Raw genomic sequence first — 15,638 nt, forward strand, 5'->3', positions numbered from 1 at the left:
CCGAATATCAGTTTACCCAGGATAAGAGATTAAATTATGAGCAACATTATTAAGCAACTTGAACAAGAGCAGATGAAGCAGGACGTACCTTCCTTCCGTCCAGGTGACACCGTGGAAGTGAAAGTATGGGTTGTTGAAGGTTCCAAAAAACGTCTGCAGGCATTCGAGGGCGTGGTTATCGCTATTCGTAACCGCGGTCTGCACTCTGCATTCACTGTTCGTAAAATTTCCAACGGCGAAGGCGTTGAGCGTGTCTTCCAGACTCACTCTCCGGTAGTTGACAGCATTGCTGTTAAACGTCGTGGTGCTGTACGTAAAGCTAAACTGTACTACCTGCGTGAGCGTACTGGTAAGTCTGCTCGTATTAAAGAGCGTCTGAACTAAGATTCGCTTAAGCGACATCCTGTTAGAAAGGGCTGGCCGAAAGGCTGGCCCTTTTTTTATCCCATCGCACCTCTCGCGTTAACCCTTCCGTTATAAATCATTTACAATATGCGCCTCTTGGATGGAGGGTAAGTGGATAACGTACTGCATCAGCATAGCTGGAAACGCGCAGCGGCATTGACCGCGCTGTTTGCGATCCTGCTGATCGTCGTGGCGCCGCTGATCTCCGTCTCGCTGCAAAAAGATCCCATGAGCGCGATGCCTGGCATGCATCATGACATGAGCATGATGTCGATGGACGAGCATCACGACGATATGCCACACACGATGCCGGTTGACCATGCGGAGGCGTGCGGCTACTGCGTGCTGCTGGCGCACGTGCCGGGCGTGATGCTGGCGCTTATCGTTCTGCTCAGCGTGGTGTTGCAGCGGCTGCGGCTGAAGCCGCCACGTCAGGCGGTCAGCCACTGGCACTTCTTCCCCTGGCTTTATCCTGATACCCGCGCGCCGCCGCGGCGGTCTGCTTTCTCCCTTTAAAACAAAATCACTCACTTTTTGCCTTAAAAAGGAAAAGTATGACTACCTGCACTCCGCGCGCGGCATGGGGAAACCTGCTGCGTCGCCTCCATTTCTACATCGGGCTGTTTGTCGGTCCGTTTATCTTCTTCGCCGCGCTGACCGGTACGCTGTATGTGGCAACGCCGCAGCTTGAAAATGCGCTGTACCGTAACGCACTCCATACGGATGCCGTGGGTGATGCGCAGCCTCTTGCTGAACAAATTGCCGTGGCGGAAAACGCCGTGGGTTCAGCGCTGCGTTTACATGCCGTTCGTCCGGGGCTGGAAAAGGGCGAAACGACCCGCGTGATGTTTGTCGACCCGAAGCTTGGTCCCTCCGAGCACCGGGCGCTCTTTGTTGATCCTGTCAGCCTTGAACTACGCGGGGATATGACCGTGTACGGCACCAGCGGGATTTTACCGCTGCGCCAGACAATCGATTATCTGCATACCTCGCTGATGCTGGGCAACTTCGGGCGGCTCTATAGCGAGTTAGCCGCCTCCTGGATGTGGGTTGCTGCCCTGGGCGGTATCGCGCTGTGGTTCTACACCCGGCCAAAGCGCCGCATTAACAACCGTTTCCAGAATCGTCGTCGCCTGCATGTGATGTTAGGCTGGACGCTGCTGGCGGGAATGCTGCTGTTCTCAGCCACCGGTTTAACCTGGTCACAATGGGCCGGGGGTAACGTTGACAAGCTGCGGGCAGAGATGAACTGGCTGACGCCGCAGGTTAATACCCAGCTTTCCGGTGCGCCGGAAATGATGGATGAACACGCCGAACACCGTGGCCATCACGGTGCAATGACGATGCCTGACATGCCGGTCGAGCTGTCGCTTTTTGACAGCGTGTTGCAGGCTGCTCGCCAGTCGGGGATTGATGCGAACAAAGTTGAGATCCGCCCGGCAAAAAGGGCTGACCAGGCATGGACGGTGACGGAAATCGATCGCCGCTGGCCGACGCAGGTTGATGCCGTTGCCGTGGAGCCCCACTCTCTGAAGGTGCTGGACAGCACTCGCTTCGAGGATTTTCCGCTGATGGCGAAACTCACCCGCTGGGGCGTGGATTTCCATATGGGGATCCTGTTTGGTCTGGTAAATCAGCTGGTGCTCATCGCGTTTGGTGTTGCGCTGTGCGTGCTGATTATCCTGGGATACCGGATGTGGTGGATGCGTCGGCCTGCAACGTCAGCCGCGAACCCGGTCCAGACGCTCTGTCAAAGCTGGCTGGCATTGCCGCTGTGGGGAAGGGGAGTGACCTTGCTGATAAGCGTTCTGCTGGGGCTGGCGTTGCCGGTGATGGGCGTCAGCGTGGCGGTATTCATTGCGATCGACTGGCTGCGCTGGCGAGCGGCTTCAGGCGTGTCGCTCGCCGGATCATCCGTTAAATAGCCTTATGGCGTGCTGATGACCACCGCAACCCGGCGGTTTTCAGCACGCCCTTGCGCAGTGCGGTTGCTGCTGACAGGGTATTTTTTACCTAAGCCCCGCGTGGTGAGGTTGCTGCGCGGGATGTTCGCGCCCTTCGCCCAGGCATCCGCCACGACGTTGGCGCGTTTTAACGAAAGCGCTTCGTTGTAGCGCTCTTCACCATAGTTATCCGTATGTCCGTCCATCCGGGCGTGATTCAGACCGGTTGCCGCCAGACGTGAGGCCATAGTCTGGATCTGCGTTTCACTTTCCGGGCGCAGTCTGGCGTCATTTTTATCAAACAGGATCTTATCCGACAGGCCCAGAGACCAGTCGCCGTTCAGTTCGTTAAAGCCGTAGGACTTCATGGCCGCAATTTGTGCTGGTGTGAATTTACCGTCCGGCGTCTGACACCCGGACATAGCCAGAGATGCCATTAATAACGGCGCAAAGTATCGCTTTAACATATCGTCTTCCTTTCAGGATATTGTTTTCGAACGCTGGTTCTTGACCAGATACATATTGCGATCGGCTTGCTCCAGTAATGCCTCAACGGAGCCATTTTCCCACGCCAGAGCAAAGCCAATGCTGAGTGACATTGATGCTGTGTGCCCGTTATGCAGATCAAACGGACGAATAAATTGCTGCGACAGCGCGGCGCAAATATATTCCACCTCACGCTCGGTATGGACGCCGTACAGGATCATGGCAAACTCGTCGCCGCCGAGACGGTAAGACTGATGACGCTTTTCGCCAAACTCGACCATCCTTTTTGCGGCTTCGATCAGGACGCAGTCACCCGCGGCATGACCCCAGGTGTCGTTGATAAACTTGAAGTTATCACCGTCCAGGAAGAGCAGGGCAGAATTGGTTTTTGCCGAAGCGTCATTCATCAAGGCCGCAATGTTGTTGCGAAACGCGGCGCGGTTTGCCAGCCCCGTGAGCGGATCGTGCATAGCGGTACGCAACAGCTGCGCGTTTTTGGCCTGTAGCTTGAGCTGCCACTCCTCCATTTCATCCAGCAGGCTGTTGAAGTCTTCTCCAAACTGGTGGAACTCTTCAATCCGGCCTTCCGTTACCCGGCGAGAGAAGTTGCGGTTGGTGCGGACATCATGCACAACGTCAGTAATGTTTTGCATTTCAGCGACCATGCCATGGTGTAGCGAGCGGGTGATGGTCAATGCGACGGCAGAGGCAATAAGAATGCAGCCGGTGAGAACCGCAAATGACAGCCAGATAAAGTGGCTAATCAGGCTGTCTCGTGCGGTAAGTCGAATTTCGCCAATCACATTGCCGTTATGCATGATGGGCTGTGCGACAGGAAGAGGGAACAACCAGCGGCTGACCAGCGCGCCCAGCGTGTCGGTATTATCCGCCGGGTTCCATGACCACCAGGCAAACCGTTTATGATGCGCGTTAAGCACTTCCGCCACGGCAAACTGCCCCTGCTTACCGAGGGTCGCGAGCGTTTCGTTTGCCGCCACGGCATCGTTGAACACCAGAGAGGCTTCAAGGCTGTGGCTCATGGTGGCGCCGGTGAGCTCGAGGTTTTTTTGCGCGTATTGCTTTAATGTCACTACGGAAGCGAAACACAGCAGCAGCCATATAAACGTCATCGTTATAACGACGCTTATCATGCTGATTCGCCGCAACGTTCTTTTAAACGTCGGACGCGGTGTTGATATGACATCCTTATTCATGCTTCTTATTCCGCGCGAGCATTAATACATCCGGATTGACTCTTACGCCACTGCGCGCCAGCGCGTCCAGATTGACGGAAAACCTGACCTGGTTGAACTCTATTATCAGACAAAATGCGCTGCCAATAACGCATTCAGGATTTTGCTCTGACATTAATAGCAACGCATGGCCTTGATATTGATTTATTATTTCCTGTTGAGTTGCCGGCGACTCACTCCCGAAATAGAGGGCATCACACCTTGCCGCGAGCGCTTCCCGATCGCTATGCACAATGACAGGAGTATAGGGCAACGGGTTATTTACATCTTCACTGCTGAGCGCCTGTCTGTAACGGGAAGAGGCATAAATACAGAGCTTCGGCTGGCCGGACAGTGCTGGCCATCGGGTGTAGCTCACAATACCGGAAACAATCGAACGTACCGATTTATCCGTTTCCGTAAACGAGCCTGCCCTTGCAGGACTCACTAAAATGAACAGCATTAGCGCCAGGGGGAGGTGAAGCAAAGCGATCAAGAATGTATTTCTCATCAGAATCCGCCAAACCGCCCCGGAAATAGATGTCCTTAAGAATTTCCGGCAGAATACCATTGTTTCTTAAAGCCGTCATTATGTCAGAAATATCCCTGTATTGACCTAAGCTAAATCTTAGGGCGAACTATATTCCCGAGAATAAAGCCAGTTTCGATTAAGTCTGCTGGAATTCATAATTTCCTTCATTCTTTGTTGCCTGAATACATGTGCCACGCAAGTTTCCCTTCGATTCATCAGAGAGTTATTAAGCTCACGGCCAGCGCCTGGATAGTGTTCCTTGCGTGAGCGTAGACGTGCAGTAAATGCGCATGTGTAATTTTATGTTTACGTTTTCAACCTGAGTTTTTGGCATTAAAATGGCTTCTGTAAATTAAAGTGTACGTTTTTTGGATTGAAATCTTTACTTGTTGTGGTATCGTTGTGTCACCTCCTTGAGGAAAACCACTATCGCAAACGAGTTTTACAGGATCGCAATCATGCAAAAAGACGCGCTGAACAACGTACATATCACTGACGAACAGGTTTTAATTACCCCGGATCAACTGAAGGCGGAGTTTCCGCTGAGCGCCGCGCAGGAAGCTCAGATTGAGCATTCTCGCCAGACCATTTCTGACATTATCGCTGGCCGCGATCCGCGTCTGCTGGTGGTATGCGGCCCTTGCTCTATTCACGATCCTGAAACCGCCATTGAGTACGCACGTCGATTTAAAGCATTAGCGGAGGAGGTCAGCGATAGCCTCTACCTGGTGATGCGCGTCTATTTTGAAAAGCCACGCACGACGGTTGGCTGGAAAGGATTGATCAACGATCCGCACATGGATGGCTCGTTTGACGTGGAAGCAGGGCTGAAAATTGCGCGTCGCCTGCTGGTGGAACTGGTCAGCATGGGCCTGCCGCTGGCAACCGAAGCGCTGGATCCGAACAGCCCGCAGTACCTTGGCGATCTGTTTAGCTGGTCCGCGATTGGCGCGCGCACCACCGAATCACAAACCCACCGCGAGATGGCGTCTGGCCTGTCTATGCCGGTTGGTTTTAAAAACGGTACCGACGGCAGCCTGGCGACGGCGATTAACGCCATGCGCGCCGCCGCAATGCCGCACCGTTTTGTTGGGATCAACCAGGCGGGCCAGGTATGCCTGCTGCAAACCCAGGGCAACCCGGACGGTCACGTGATCCTCCGCGGCGGTAAAGCACCGAACTACAGCCCGGCGGACGTTGCGCAGTGTGAAAAAGAGATGGAACAGGCAGGACTGCGTCCGGCACTAATGGTAGATTGCAGTCATGGTAATTCGAATAAAGATTACCGTCGCCAGCCAGCGGTTGCAGAATCTGTGATTGCACAGATTAAAGATGGCAACCGTTCAATTATCGGCTTGATGATTGAAAGTAATATTCATGAAGGCAATCAGTCATCGGAACAGCCGCGCAGCGCGATGAAGCCCGGCGTCTCCGTTACGGATGCCTGTATCAGCTGGGAAACCACCGATGCGCTGCTGCGTGAGATCCACAAAGATTTAAACGGCCAGCTGGCGACGCGTCTGGCTTAAGAGGGTAGTTATGGTTGCTGAATTGACCGCACTGCGCGATCAAATTGATGAAGTGGATAAGGCGCTGCTGGATCTTCTGGCGCGCCGCATGGCGCTGGTTGCTGAGGTCGGCGAAGTGAAAAGCAAATACGGCCTGCCGATTTACGTTCCGGAGCGCGAGGCCTCTATGCTCGCCTCCCGCCGTAAAGAGGCGCAGGCTCTGGGCGTTTCACCTGATTTGATTGAAGACGTCCTGCGCCGCGTGATGCGCGAGTCCTATTCCAGCGAAAACGACAAGGGCTTCAAAACCCTCTGTCCGTCGCTGCGTCCGGTGGTTATCGTCGGTGGCGGCGGGCAGATGGGGCGTCTGTTTGAAAAAATGCTGACGCTCTCTGGCTATCAGGTGCGTATTCTGGAGAAAGAGGACTGGCCGCACGCGGCGGAGCGGATGAAAGACGCCGGTATGGTTATCGTCAGCGTGCCGATCCACGTGACGGAGCAGATCATCGGTAAACTTCCTCCCCTGCCGGAAGATTGCATTCTGGTGGATTTGGCCTCCGTTAAAAATGGTCCGCTACAGGCCATGCTGGCGGCACACACCGGCCCTGTGCTTGGGTTACATCCGATGTTTGGCCCGGACAGCGGCAGCCTGGCGAAACAGGTCGTGGTTTACTGTGACGGACGGCAGCCGGAAGCCTACCAGTGGTTCCTGGAACAAATTCAGGTCTGGGGGGCGCGTTTACACCGCATTAGTGCGGTAGAGCATGACCAGAACATGGCGTTTATTCAGGCGCTGCGCCACTTTGCAACTTTCGCCTACGGGCTGCACCTGGCGGAAGAGAACGTTCAGCTTGAACAATTGCTGGCGCTTTCCTCGCCAATCTATCGTCTCGAGCTGGCGATGGTCGGGCGACTGTTTGCGCAGGATCCGCAGCTTTATGCCGACATCATTATGTCGTCTGAAAACAACCTGGCACTGATCAAACGTTATTATCAGCGTTTTGGCGAAGCGATCACCTTGCTGGAGCAGGGCGATAAACAGGCCTTTATCGACAGTTTCCGTAAAGTGGAGCACTGGTTCGGTGATTACGCCACGCGATTCCAGAGCGAAAGCCGCACGCTGTTGCGCCAGGCAAATGACAGTCGCCAGTAATCGGATGATGTATATACTGAAAGCCAGCAATGCTGGCTTTTTTCATTTTGGGGATCTGTTATGGCTGAACCGCAGCTGCTGTTGAACTATACCGGGCATCTGCCCGAATGCCCGACGTGGAGTGCAGAAGAAAATGCGCTCTACTGGGCAGATATTCTGGAAGGGGAGATCCATCGGTATCATCTGCCCACCGCGGAACACTCGGTGCTCTCATTCCATGAAGAAGTCGGGTGTTTTGCCCTGCGTGAACGCGGCGGATTTATCGTCGCGATGCGTAACGCCATCTGGCTGGCCGATAAACACGGCCTGCTCCAGCGTAAGGTTTGCGATAACCCGTCTAATCCGCTGCTTGCACGCTTTAATGACGGTGGCACCGACCATCAGGGACGGTTTTACGCGGGCACCTTCTGGGGACCGGGAGATTATAACGGCGCCATGCTGATGCGTATCGACAACGACCTGACGCCGAAAGTGATCCAGTGCGATATTCAGGGGCATAACGGTTTAGCGTTTAGCCCTGACAAACGGTGGATGTTTACCTCTGATACGCCGAACGGCGTGATCTACCGTATGCCGCTTGATGAGCAGGCTGAACCCGGAACGCGCGAAGAATTTCGCCGTTTTAGCGAGGGAGAAGGTATTCCCGACGGTGCGGCAATGGATGAAGAAGGCTGCTACTGGAGCGCGCTGTTTGACGGCTGGCGTATAGCGCGGTTTTCCCCGCAGGGAGAACAGCTGGAAGAGCACCGGCTGCCGGTACGTTGCCCGACAATGGTCTGCTTTGGCGGCGACGATATGAAAACGCTGTTTATCACCACCACGCGGGAAAACATGGAGGCGGAGGAACTGGCAAAATTCCCGCTTTCCGGGGCTATCTTCACCCTGCCCGTAAATGTGGCAGGGATGAAGAAAAGCCGCTTTATCGAACGTTAAGCAGGATCGACCGGGACCACGTTTTCGCTCGGATAGCATCCCAGCACTTTCATGGAGCGGGTGATCTCGCCCAGCTCGCGCAGGGCTTTCTGCATGGATGCAGATTCCAGGTTGGCCTGAACGTCGAGATAAAACATCTCTTCCCACGGATTGCCGTGGATTGGGCGGGACTCCAGCTTCGTCATGATCAGGTTGTGATTACGCAGCACCAGCAGCGCTTCAACCAGCGCGCCCGCCTGCTGGCCGGTCGCCATCAGCAGGGTGGTTTTCGCCGGTACCTGATCGGACACGTTGATGGCCTTGCGGGCCAGAACCACGAAACGGGTGATATTCTGCGTCTGGTTAGCCAGATTGCGCTCCAGCACCTGTAAGCCATACAGTGCGCCGCCCGCTTCGCTACCGAGTGCCGCGACGGCAGGGGAGTTTGCCTGCGCCACTTTTTCCATCGCCGCCGAGGTGCTCTCGGTGTACTCAATTTTCCAGTGCGGATAACGGTTCAGGAACTGGCTGCACTGCTGGAACGGCTGCGGGTGGCTGTAAACCGTTTCTATCTGACTCAGGTCCGTTGAGCCGGCGACCAGCACGCAGTGATCGATAGGGATAGTCAGCTCACCGACCAGCGACAGGCTGGTGTGCTGGAGCAGATCGTAAACATCGTTGATGGCGCCGGAACTGGTATTCTCGATAGGCACCACGGCGTAATCCGCCTGGCCGGTTTCGACCTGGTTGAAAATGTCTACAAATTTCGCACAACCGCTCTCAATAAACTCTTCGAAATGGCGGGCGGCGTACTGGCGAGCCGCCAGATGAGAATAGGAGCCTTTCGGGCCGAGAAATGCGATGCGCGCAGAGTGCGGGTTAGTTTTGTTCAGATGCTGCTGGAGCAAGGCTTGCTGCGTCAGAACGGAATCTTCGATGATGAGCTGGAACAGGCGGGTGATGTAGTGGGCATCCAGATGATGCGCTTTACCGAGCTGAATCAACCGTTCCAGTAAATCACGTTCGCGATCGATATCGCGTACCGGCCGATGGGAATCCAGCTTGGCTTTGCCCACTTCAACGGCGAGGGCGCGGCGTTCTGCCAGCAGGGCCAGTAATTTTTCATCGAGAGCGCTGATCTTTACGCGCAAATCCAGGAGCGGGTTTTCCGGTGTCATAGTGTTGTCTGTCTCAATTTATCGTTATCAATAAAAAAGGCCTCCCGGTGTGGGAGGCCTTGTTGTTCGTCTTCGCATTCTTTATCACACGACGAAACGCCTCCCGGTCAGGGGAAGGTAAAAAAGAATGCGAAGAAAAACGGCGTCTGTTTCATAAGGTCGTCCTTAAATTGATAGGGTTAAAGTACCTGTACTGTTTTGATCCTGTCAATAAAAAACGCGCCCGGAGGCGCGTTGTCGGTACACTCAATTTTAGAGGATTACTCTTCTTCAACTTCTTCCGCGAAGCTGGCGTCTTTCACCGACGTTGTGGCGCGACGGGCTTCACCTTTGTGTTGCACTTTATTGAGCTGCCGTTCCAGCTTGTTGATCAAATCGTTAATTGCGGTGTACATATCCTCGTGTTTTGCGCTGGCGACCAGATGGCCGTTTGGAGTATTGATAGTTGCATCAGCGATGAAACCCTGCGGCTCCTTGGACAGGATGATATGTGGGTTAATCAAATGTGTTTGCCATTTATCCAGTTTGGCGAGACGGTCTGCGACGTGCTGGCGGATTGCCGGAGTAATTTCCATTTGTTTACTGGTAATGTTCATTGTCATAAATTTTACCTCTTGTCTTTCCGTCTTGGTGATTCCAGCATACCCGACCTAATGTCAAAATGTGTGATTTAGATCACGTTATTTTGTCGGTTTTTGTCAGGGAATCTTTTTTGTGAGGCAGGGCAGGAAGAGGTGAGATTTACCTTGTCGAAGCCAGCAATTGCGGTCATAGTTGACTGGATGTATTGAGGCTAAACCGCTTCAGCGGAAGTCTGGATGAATAAAAAAACGGCAGCCTGCGGGCTGCCGTTTTGCGTTGTAGCGGTATCAGGTATTGCTGCTGTTCGCGGCAATAATTTTCGCCACTTTGTCAGCCTGAGCCGTCATCTGCATCTGGCGATATGCATTCTCCATCAGCTTCAGGCCATCACGCGTGGCCTGTGTATCCGGATAATCGCGCAGCATGCCTTCTACACGGTTAACCACGGCAACCCATGCGCCGCGACGGGTGTAGTATTCCGCAACGGAGTACTCGTATTTCGCCAGACGATTTTTCAGGAACACCAGACGCTTAGTGGCATCGGTAATGTACTGGCTGTTCGGGTAGCTACGCACCAGTTTGGAGAAGTCATTGAAAGCATCACGCGCATGTTGCGGGTCACGGTCAGAACGATCCACCCCGAAGAAGCCCTGCAATGCACTGTCATCCAGCGCCATGTTAGTCAGGCCGCGCATGTACATCACGTAATCGATGTTAGGATGGGTAGGGTTCAGACGCATGAAACGATCGATGGTTGCCTGAGCCAGCGGCAGATCGGCGTTTTTGTAGTAGGCGTAGATGAGATCTAACTGTACCTGCTGCGAATACGGACCAAACGGATAGCGATTATCCAACGCTTCCAGTTGCGTTATCGCCTGTTTCCAGTTACCGTCCTGCAACTTTTGTTGTGCAGTCGCATAGATTTCATTCGGCGGATTGTCAGGGACCTGTTCATTCGAACCGGAGCAGCCCACCAAAGCCAGGCTCAACGTGGCCGCTGCCACCAGATATTTCATGCGCGTCATGACGTTTTGACTTTCCTCAAATGTTTGTCCGGGAGAAACTCAGTTCCTGCTCCCGATTAAGACCAGCTACAATAGCACACTATATTAAACGGCAAAGCCGTAAAACCCAACGTTAAACGAAGAAGCAGTTTATGGCACAACGAGTAGAACTCACCGCAACAGTCTCCGAAAATCAGCTCGGTCAACGCTTAGATCAGGCTTTGGCCGAATTGTTCCCTGATTATTCGCGTTCACGCATAAAAGAATGGATCCTTGACCAGCGCGTGCTGGTAAACGGCAAGATCTGGGACAAACCTAAAGAGAAAGTGTTTGGTGGGGAAGCTGTCGCCATCAATGCTGAAATCGAAGAGGAAATTCGCTTCGAACCGCAGGATATCCCCCTGGAGATCGTCTACGAAGATGACGATATTCTGGTCATCAACAAGCCGCGCGATTTTGTTGTTCATCCGGGCGCGGGCAATCCTGACGGTACGGTTCTTAACGCACTCCTTCATTATTATCCGCCAATTGCTGACGTACCGCGTGCCGGTATCGTTCACCGTCTGGATAAAGACACTACGGGTCTGATGGTGGTGGCGAAGACGATTCCCGCACAGACTCGCCTGGTGGAATCTTTACAGCTGCGCGAAATCACGCGTGAGTATGAGGCGGTGGCCATTGGTCATATGACCTCTGGCGGCACGGTGGAAGAGCCGATTAGCCGTCACCCAACCAAGCGTACGCATATGTCCGTGCACCCGATGGGTAAACCGGCGGTGACCCACTACCGCATCATGGAGCATTTCCGTATTCATACGCGCCTGCGTCTGCGTCTGGAAACCGGGCGTACCCACCAGATCCGCGTGCACATGGCGCATATTACCCATCCGCTGGTGGGTGACCCGGTTTACGGCGGTCGTCCGCGTCCACCAAAAGGGGCGTCGGATGAATTCATCTCCGTGCTGCGTAAATTCGATCGTCAGGCGCTGCATGCGACGATGCTGCGTCTTTACCATCCCATTACCGGAATTCAGATGGAATGGCATGCGCCGATCCCACAGGATATGGTGGAACTTATCGACGCGATGCGCGCAGATTTCGAAGAACATAAGGATCACGTGGACTGGTTATGACCAAGCTGATTGTCCCGGAGTGGCCGCTGCCTGAAGGCGTGGCCGCCTGTAGTTCGACCCGTATCGGTGGCGTGAGCCAGGGCGCATGGGAGTCTCTGAACCTCGGCGCGCACTGTGGCGATAACCCGGAACACGTCGAAGAGAACCGTAAGCGCCTTTTTGCTGCGGGAAACCTTCCTTCAAAACCGGTCTGGCTTGAGCAGGTGCACGGTAAAGCGGTGCTGACGCTGTCGGGTGAGCCTTACGCGTCTAAACGCGCCGATGCCTCGTACAGCAATACGCCGGGAACGGTTTGCGCGGTGATGACCGCCGATTGCCTGCCTGTGTTGTTCTGCAATCAGGCGGGAACTGAAGTGGCTGCTGCCCATGCCGGATGGCGCGGGCTGTGCGAAGGCGTGCTGGAAGAGACCGTCGCCTGCTTCCGGGACACTCCCGCGAATATCATTGCCTGGCTTGGCCCGGCGATTGGCCCGCAGGCGTTTGAGGTAGGCCCTGAAGTGCGCGAAGCCTTTATGGAAAAAGATCCGCAAGCGGTTGACGCGTTTGTGGCTTCCGGTGACAAATATCTGGCCGATATTTATCAGTTGGCCCGTCAACGTTTGAATAACGTTGGGGTGACGCAGATCTTCGGCGGCGATCGCTGTACCTTCACCGAAAAGGGTGATTTTTTCTCCTATCGCCGCGACAAGACGACAGGCCGTATGGCAAGTTTCATTTGGCTGATATAACCTAAAGAATCAAGACGATCCGGCACGCGCCGTTTTCTTTTCACATAATTCAGGTTATTAACCTTGAATAATTGAGGGATGACCTCATTTAATCTCCAGTAGCAAATTTGACCTGTTATGGGAGGAGTTATGCGTCTGGATCGTCTTACTAATAAATTCCAGCTTGCTCTCGCCGATGCCCAGTCCCTCGCACTGGGGCACGACAACCAGTTTATCGAACCTCTTCATTTAATGAGCGCCTTGCTGAATCAGGAAGGGGGATCGGTACGTCCTTTATTAACATCCGCTGGCATTAATGCCGGCCAGTTACGCACCGCCATCGATCAGGCGCTGAGCCGTTTACCACAGGTAGAAGGTACCGGTGGCGACGTCCAGCCGTCGCAGGATCTGGTGCGCGTGCTGAACCTTTGCGACAAGCTGGCGCAAAAACGTGGGGACAACTTTATTTCGTCAGAGCTGTTTGTTCTGGCGGCGCTTGAATCACGCGGTACCTTGACCGACCTGCTGAAATCCGCCGGTGCAACCACCGCCAATGTGACCCAGGCGATTGAGAAAATGCGCGGAGGTGAAAGCGTGAACGATCAGGGAGCCGAAGACCAACGTCAGGCCTTGAAGAAATTTACGGTCGACCTGACCGAACGTGCCGAGCAGGGCAAGCTTGACCCGGTGATCGGCCGTGACGAAGAAATTCGCCGGACTATCCAGGTACTGCAACGTCGTACCAAAAACAACCCGGTGCTGATTGGTGAGCCCGGCGTCGGTAAAACCGCCATCGTTGAAGGGCTGGCGCAACGTATCGTTAATGGTGAAGTGCCTGAAGGGCTGAAAGGCCGCCGGGTGCTGGCTCTGGATATGGGCGCGCTGGTGGCCGGGGCGAAATATCGCGGCGAGTTCGAAGAGCGTCTGAAAGGCGTGTTGAACGATCTGGCGAAACAGGAAGGTAACGTCATCCTGTTTATTGACGAACTGCATACCATGGTTGGGGCCGGTAAAGCTGACGGCGCAATGGATGCCGGGAACATGCTGAAACCTGCGCTGGCGCGTGGTGAACTTCACTGCGTCGGTGCCACCACGCTGGACGAGTATCGTCAGTACATTGAAAAAGATGCCGCGCTGGAGCGTCGTTTCCAGAAGGTGTTTGTCGCTGAACCAAGCGTTGAAGATACCATCGCTATTTTGCGCGGTCTGAAAGAGCGCTATGAACTGCACCATCACGTGCAGATCACTGACCCGGCCATCGTTGCGGCGGCGACGCTTTCGCATCGTTATATCGCCGATCGTCAGCTGCCGGATAAAGCCATCGACCTTATCGATGAAGCCGCGTCCAGTATCCGCATGCAGATTGACTCGAAGCCGGAAGAGTTAGACCGACTCGATCGCCGCATTATCCAGCTCAAGCTGGAACAGCAGGCGCTGAACAAAGAGTCTGATGAAGCGAGTAAGAAACGCCTCGATATGCTCAACGAAGAGCTGGATGAGAAAGAGCGCCAGTATTCTGAGCTGGAAGAAGAGTGGAAAGCTGAGAAAGCCTCCCTCTCTGGCACCCAGACAATCAAGGCTGAGCTGGAGCAGGCGAAAATTGCCATTGAGCAGGCGCGTCGCGTAGGGGACCTGGCGCGGATGTCCGAGCTACAGTACGGCAAGATCCCTGAGCTGGAAAAACAGCTTGAGATCGCCACGCAGTCGGAAGGCAAAACCATGCGTCTGTTGCGTAATAAAGTGACGGATGCCGAGATTGCCGAAGTGCTGGCGCGCTGGACGGGTATTCCTGTGGCTCGCATGATGGAAAGCGAACGCGAGAAACTGCTGCGTATGGAGCAGGATCTGCATCAGCGCGTTATTGGCCAGAACGAAGCGGTCGAAGCGGTATCTAACGCCATCCGTCGTAGCCGTGCAGGGCTGTCCGATCCGAATCGTCCAATCGGCTCGTTCCTGTTCCTGGGGCCAACCGGTGTCGGTAAAACCGAGCTGTGTAAAGCGCTGGCTAACTTTATGTTCGACAGCGATGACGCAATGGTGCGTATCGATATGTCCGAGTTTATGGAGAAACACTCCGTCTCGCGTCTGGTCGGTGCGCCTCCGGGATATGTCGGTTATGAAGAGGGCGGTTACCTGACGGAAGCGGTTCGCCGTCGTCCTTATTCCGTCATCCTGCTGGATGAAGTGGAAAAGGCACACCCTGACGTATTTAACATCCTGTTGCAGGTACTGGATGATGGGCGCCTGACGGACGGGCAGGGGAGAACGGTCGACTTCCGTAACACGGTGGTGATCATGACCTCTAACCTGGGTTCCGATTTAATTCAGGAACGCTTCGGTGAGCTGGATTACAGCCATATGAAAGATCTGGTGCTGGGCGTGGTCAGCCAAAACTTCCGTCCGGAGTTCATCAACCGTATTGATGAAGTGGTCGTGTTCCATCCGCTGGGTGAGAAACACATCGCGTCGATTGCACAGATCCAGTTGCAGCGTCTGTACAAGCGTCTGGAAGACCGTGGGTATGAAATCCACATCTCGGATGATGCGCTGAAACTGCTGAGCGAGAATGGTTACGATCCTGTTTATGGCGCGCGTCCGTTAAAACGTGCTATCCAACAGCAGATCGAAAACCCGCTGGCGCAGCAAATTCTCTCCGGGGAGCTGATTCCGGGCAAAGTTATCCGACTGGAAGCCAACGACGATCGCATTGTGGCAGTGCAGTAAGTCACAAAACGCAAAAACGGGCCGCTTGCGGCTCGTTTTTGTTTAAAAACTAGGCGAAAATTGAGGTCTGAAGAGTGATTTGCCTGGAAAGTGAGCGGTCAGTAAATAATTTTCACTTTACGCTTGCAGGTTCAGAATT

The 15,638-nt window shown here is 54.2% G+C and carries 16 protein-coding genes and 1 other annotated feature; of the genes, 9 read left to right on the forward strand and 7 right to left on the reverse strand.

The genetic code is table 11. The features are described from left to right. Positions 1–36 precede the first annotated feature (36 nt). The 3 genes from rplS to E0L16_RS18430 all read left to right on the forward strand — a co-directional run bounded on the left by rplS (position 37) and on the right by E0L16_RS18430 (position 2,330). Entirely contained in the window at positions 37–384 is a 348-nt protein-coding gene (gene rplS / locus E0L16_RS18420; RefSeq protein WP_002914145.1) for a 50S ribosomal protein L19, read from the forward strand. Positions 385–516: 132 nt separating this feature from the next. Further along, on the forward strand, positions 517–921 hold the full coding sequence (locus tag E0L16_RS18425; RefSeq protein ID WP_131637729.1) for a DUF2946 domain-containing protein: 405 nt from the start codon (positions 517–519) through the stop codon (positions 919–921). Between the two features lie 38 nt (positions 922–959). Beyond that, positions 960–2,330: a PepSY-associated TM helix domain-containing protein gene (locus E0L16_RS18430; protein ID WP_131637731.1), complete on the forward strand. Its 1,371-nt coding sequence runs from the start codon at positions 960–962 to the stop codon at positions 2,328–2,330. A gap of 2 nt (positions 2,331–2,332) precedes the next feature. Here the strand turns inward: E0L16_RS18430 and E0L16_RS18435 are convergent, their stop codons facing one another. From E0L16_RS18435 to yfiR, 3 genes are read right to left on the reverse strand one after another with little or no spacing between them, the layout of a single operon-like run. After that, positions 2,333–2,815 carry an OmpA family protein gene (locus tag E0L16_RS18435; protein ID WP_131637733.1) on the reverse strand — a complete coding sequence of 161 codons (483 nt, stop codon included), beginning with the start codon at positions 2,813–2,815 and terminating at the stop codon, positions 2,333–2,335. A gap of 12 nt (positions 2,816–2,827) precedes the next feature. Further along, on the reverse strand, positions 2,828–4,048 hold the full coding sequence (gene dgcN / locus E0L16_RS18440) for a diguanylate cyclase DgcN/YfiN (protein ID WP_063865220.1): 1,221 nt from the start codon (positions 4,046–4,048) through the stop codon (positions 2,828–2,830). Next, positions 4,041–4,577: a regulatory sequestration protein YfiR gene (gene yfiR, locus E0L16_RS18445; RefSeq protein ID WP_131637735.1), complete on the reverse strand. Its 537-nt coding sequence runs from the start codon at positions 4,575–4,577 to the stop codon at positions 4,041–4,043. Before yfiR ends, dgcN begins: the two co-directional genes overlap by 8 nt. A gap of 479 nt (positions 4,578–5,056) precedes the next feature. Here yfiR and aroF point away from each other — a divergent pair, with 479 nt between their 5' ends. Genes aroF through E0L16_RS18460 form a run of 3 tightly spaced genes read left to right on the forward strand, consistent with a single transcriptional unit; the run spans position 5,057 to position 8,192 of the window. Further along, the gene (gene aroF / locus E0L16_RS18450; RefSeq protein ID WP_063450045.1) at positions 5,057–6,127 is read left to right on the forward strand and encodes a 3-deoxy-7-phosphoheptulonate synthase AroF; all 1,071 of its coding nucleotides are present in this window, start codon (positions 5,057–5,059) and stop codon (positions 6,125–6,127) included. Between the two features lie 10 nt (positions 6,128–6,137). Further along, entirely contained in the window at positions 6,138–7,259 is a 1,122-nt protein-coding gene (gene tyrA / locus E0L16_RS18455; protein WP_063450044.1) for a bifunctional chorismate mutase/prephenate dehydrogenase, read from the forward strand. A gap of 60 nt (positions 7,260–7,319) precedes the next feature. Further along, positions 7,320–8,192, forward strand: coding sequence for an SMP-30/gluconolactonase/LRE family protein (locus E0L16_RS18460; RefSeq protein WP_131637737.1), 873 nt, complete (start codon positions 7,320–7,322; stop codon positions 8,190–8,192). On the opposite strand, the gene pheA is transcribed toward E0L16_RS18460, so the two are convergent. The 4 genes from pheA to bamD all read right to left on the reverse strand — a co-directional run bounded on the left by pheA (position 8,189) and on the right by bamD (position 10,956). Beyond that, a complete protein-coding gene (gene pheA / locus E0L16_RS18465) occupies positions 8,189–9,349 on the reverse strand; it encodes a bifunctional chorismate mutase/prephenate dehydratase (protein ID WP_131637739.1) in 1,161 nt (386 codons plus the stop codon). The genes E0L16_RS18460 and pheA overlap by 4 nt on opposite strands. Positions 9,350–9,379: 30 nt before the next feature. Then, positions 9,380–9,505 (reverse strand) — a sequence feature (Phe leader region). Next, positions 9,457–9,504, reverse strand: a complete 48-nt coding sequence (pheL, locus tag E0L16_RS18470; protein ID WP_100229775.1) for a pheA operon leader peptide PheL — start codon at positions 9,502–9,504, stop codon at positions 9,457–9,459. Its footprint overlaps the feature before it by 48 nt. A gap of 104 nt (positions 9,506–9,609) precedes the next feature. Continuing rightward, on the reverse strand, positions 9,610–9,951 hold the full coding sequence (gene raiA / locus E0L16_RS18475; protein ID WP_008502470.1) for a ribosome-associated translation inhibitor RaiA: 342 nt from the start codon (positions 9,949–9,951) through the stop codon (positions 9,610–9,612). Between the two features lie 267 nt (positions 9,952–10,218). Next, positions 10,219–10,956, reverse strand: coding sequence for an outer membrane protein assembly factor BamD (gene bamD, locus E0L16_RS18480; RefSeq protein WP_063450041.1), 738 nt, complete (start codon positions 10,954–10,956; stop codon positions 10,219–10,221). Positions 10,957–11,087: 131 nt separating this feature from the next. Here bamD and rluD point away from each other — a divergent pair, with 131 nt between their 5' ends. From rluD to clpB, 3 genes are all read left to right on the forward strand, one after another. After that, positions 11,088–12,068: a 23S rRNA pseudouridine(1911/1915/1917) synthase RluD gene (gene rluD, locus E0L16_RS18485; RefSeq protein WP_063450040.1), complete on the forward strand. Its 981-nt coding sequence runs from the start codon at positions 11,088–11,090 to the stop codon at positions 12,066–12,068. Further along, complete coding sequence (gene yfiH / locus E0L16_RS18490) at positions 12,065–12,796, forward strand: purine nucleoside phosphorylase YfiH (RefSeq protein ID WP_063450039.1); 732 nt, start codon at positions 12,065–12,067, stop codon at positions 12,794–12,796. Before rluD ends, yfiH begins: the two co-directional genes overlap by 4 nt. Before the next feature lie 129 nt (positions 12,797–12,925). Next, positions 12,926–15,499, forward strand: coding sequence for an ATP-dependent chaperone ClpB (clpB, locus tag E0L16_RS18495; protein ID WP_107533546.1), 2,574 nt, complete (start codon positions 12,926–12,928; stop codon positions 15,497–15,499). Positions 15,500–15,638 lie beyond the last annotated feature (139 nt).

This window comes from Enterobacter quasihormaechei, from assembly GCF_004331385.1.
Taxonomy (GTDB): Bacteria; Pseudomonadota; Gammaproteobacteria; order Enterobacterales; family Enterobacteriaceae; genus Enterobacter; species Enterobacter quasihormaechei.

Bases quoted from the DNA above. Each gene is read 5' to 3' on its own strand.
- aroF (WP_063450045.1), top strand. From the start codon at position 5,057: ATGCAAAAAGACGCGCTGAACAACGTACATATCACTGACGAACAGGTT.
- yfiH (WP_063450039.1), top strand. From the start codon at position 12,065: ATGACCAAGCTGATTGTCCCGGAGTGGCCGCTGCCTGAAGGCGTGGCC.
- pheA (WP_131637739.1), bottom strand. From the start codon at position 9,349: ATGACACCGGAAAACCCGCTCCTGGATTTGCGCGTAAAGATCAGCGCT.
- dgcN (WP_063865220.1), bottom strand. From the start codon at position 4,048: ATGAATAAGGATGTCATATCAACACCGCGTCCGACGTTTAAAAGAACG.
- raiA (WP_008502470.1), bottom strand. From the start codon at position 9,951: ATGACAATGAACATTACCAGTAAACAAATGGAAATTACTCCGGCAATC.
- rplS (WP_002914145.1), top strand. From the start codon at position 37: ATGAGCAACATTATTAAGCAACTTGAACAAGAGCAGATGAAGCAGGAC.
- E0L16_RS18430 (WP_131637731.1), top strand. From the start codon at position 960: ATGACTACCTGCACTCCGCGCGCGGCATGGGGAAACCTGCTGCGTCGC.
- bamD (WP_063450041.1), bottom strand. From the start codon at position 10,956: ATGACGCGCATGAAATATCTGGTGGCAGCGGCCACGTTGAGCCTGGCT.
- rluD (WP_063450040.1), top strand. From the start codon at position 11,088: ATGGCACAACGAGTAGAACTCACCGCAACAGTCTCCGAAAATCAGCTC.
- tyrA (WP_063450044.1), top strand. From the start codon at position 6,138: ATGGTTGCTGAATTGACCGCACTGCGCGATCAAATTGATGAAGTGGAT.
- yfiR (WP_131637735.1), bottom strand. From the start codon at position 4,577: ATGAGAAATACATTCTTGATCGCTTTGCTTCACCTCCCCCTGGCGCTA.
- E0L16_RS18435 (WP_131637733.1), bottom strand. From the start codon at position 2,815: ATGTTAAAGCGATACTTTGCGCCGTTATTAATGGCATCTCTGGCTATG.
- clpB (WP_107533546.1), top strand. From the start codon at position 12,926: ATGCGTCTGGATCGTCTTACTAATAAATTCCAGCTTGCTCTCGCCGAT.
- E0L16_RS18460 (WP_131637737.1), top strand. From the start codon at position 7,320: ATGGCTGAACCGCAGCTGCTGTTGAACTATACCGGGCATCTGCCCGAA.